Below are 2,059 nucleotides of genomic sequence, written 5' to 3' on the forward strand. Positions count from 1 at the left end.
AATTATATATAACAGTAATGTCCGCTTACTACTGTACCTATTTATAAGTCCTTCCGCATGGTGATAAAGAGAGAGATACGGAGGCAGCCGGATATATTTGATGAGGACAGATATTTTCAGCACGTAATAGCGACAAATTCGTCAGAGGAAGAAAAGACAGGATATGAAGTAATCCAGGGGGCATATCCGGCAGTGGATATAAAAAAGCTGGCTGTTATTGAACAGAGCAGGTGGGAAGATATTTGAACTCAGCCTCGCATGGGACAGCTTAAAAAGAAGTTATAGAAATTAATCACCGGCATAAAAATGGATAGGTATGTTTAAAATAGGACTAATAATGTAATATTAACTAGTTAACGATAGTAATTGTTGAGAATATGTAATAATTGATTGATAGCATTGTAAATGGCAAAATGATCTGAAAAACCCTTTAAACCGATAGGTGTAAATTCCTAATGTCGGAGCTTGGGGAGGTTTTTTGTCTTGACAAAGGGCGGCGGGATAGATATAATTAGAGTGGACATATTTTAGAAGGGATTATTACAGTCGAAACACTCACAGTGTTGCAAACTGTGAGATGTGGCGTTTATGAGAGGAAAACCCCCAATAATGGATTCGCGTTTGGTTGTGAAGCAAGCTGGAAGTCGATAAAATGTCCACAATAGTTCTTTTTTTAAAAATGTTATATCAGTATCGTGCCGTTATTGCCACTATGGCGCTGCAGGAGATTAAAAATAAATATATAGGTACGATGGGTGGGGTTGTATGGTCGATAATTAACCCGTTGCTGACGATATTTGTCTATTGGTTAGTGTTTTCTATTGGTCTTAAGGTACGGCCAATTGAGGATGCGCCTTTTATAGTATATTTTTGCGCTGGTCTAATACCATGGATGACCTTTACCGATACGTTGATAGCAAACACTAACGTCTTAAAGCAGAAATCATATCTCATAAAGAAGATGGTATTCCCCACGGAAATTCTGCCCATCGTGACACTTCTTTCAAATTTAATTGCCCATGGGATAATGCTGATAATCTTTTTAATAATCCTACTATTTAGCGGCCTGTCATTTTCGTTGATTAATATACAGGTTCTCTATTATATTATTGCGCTTTGCATATTAAGTCTTGGCCTAAGCTGGCTGCTTTCGGCCATAAATGTTTTTTTTCGTGATACATCGATGATATTAGGTGTTGTAATTAATCTATGGTTTTGGCTTACACCCATAGTTTGGATTATTGATATATTACCAGTGCGATACCAGCCTGTTATCAAATTAAATCCAATGTATTATATTGTGGATGGTTATCGGAATGCCTTTATCTATCACATACCTTTTTGGAAGAATTATAAGTCTGGAATTTATTTTTGGCTGATATGCCTGTCATTATTCGCCTGCGGGGGGCTTGTCTTCAAAAAATTAAAGTCAGAATTCGGAGACGCATTATAATATGCCCGAAGAGATTGCCATATCTGTCAAAAACGTATCGAAAAAATATCGATTATTTAAATCTCATAATGAGAGATTTATGGAAATGCTGCATCCTTTCAAGAAAAAGTATCACAAGGAATTTTGGGCGTTGAAAGATGTGAGCTTTGACATTAAACGAGGCTCTACAGTTGGCATAATAGGAAGAAACGGCTCAGGGAAATCGACACTTTTGCAGATTATCTGTGGAGTATTAAAACCCACGGTGGGGGAAATAACAGTAAACGGCCGGATTTCAGCGCTACTGGAGTTGGGAGCCGGGTTCAACCCAGAAATGACCGGGCGTCAGAATGTCATTATGAATGGGGTAGTGCATGGGCTTTCAAACAAAGAAATTAACTCAAAGATACCAGAAATTCAAGAGTTTGCGGATATTGGTGAGTTTTTTGACCAGCCTGTGAAACTCTACTCGTCGGGTATGTTTGTAAGGCTCGCTTTTGCGGCATCTGTTAATGTTGACCCTGATATTTTAATAATCGATGAGGCACTTGCGGTAGGGGATGCAAAATTTCAGCATAAATGCTATAATAAGCTAATGGAATTTCAAGATAGTGGAAATACTTTATT

The 2,059-nt window shown here is 37.9% G+C and carries 3 protein-coding genes; all 3 read left to right on the forward strand.

All coding sequences use genetic code 11. From position 1 onward, the window contains the following. The first annotated feature begins 57 nt into the window (after positions 1-57). Entirely contained in the window at positions 58-246 is a 189-nt protein-coding gene (locus tag AB7D94_RS16995) for a hypothetical protein (RefSeq protein WP_420267258.1), read from the forward strand. A 406-nt stretch (positions 247-652) separates the two neighbouring features. Then, entirely contained in the window at positions 653-1,453 is an 801-nt protein-coding gene (locus AB7D94_RS17000) for an ABC transporter permease (RefSeq protein ID WP_420267259.1), read from the forward strand. A 1-nt stretch (position 1,454) separates the two neighbouring features. Continuing rightward, positions 1,455-2,059: ABC transporter ATP-binding protein (locus AB7D94_RS17005; RefSeq protein WP_420267260.1), on the forward strand; the 605-nt coding region annotated here is incomplete at its 3' end.

The organism is Candidatus Magnetominusculus dajiuhuensis, from assembly GCF_046044395.1.
Lineage (GTDB): Bacteria > Nitrospirota > Thermodesulfovibrionia > Thermodesulfovibrionales > Magnetobacteriaceae > Magnetominusculus > Magnetominusculus dajiuhuensis.

Bases quoted from the DNA above. Each gene is read 5' to 3' on its own strand.
- AB7D94_RS16995 (WP_420267258.1), top strand. From the start codon at position 58: ATGGTGATAAAGAGAGAGATACGGAGGCAGCCGGATATATTTGATGAG.
- AB7D94_RS17000 (WP_420267259.1), top strand. From the start codon at position 653: ATGTCCACAATAGTTCTTTTTTTAAAAATGTTATATCAGTATCGTGCC.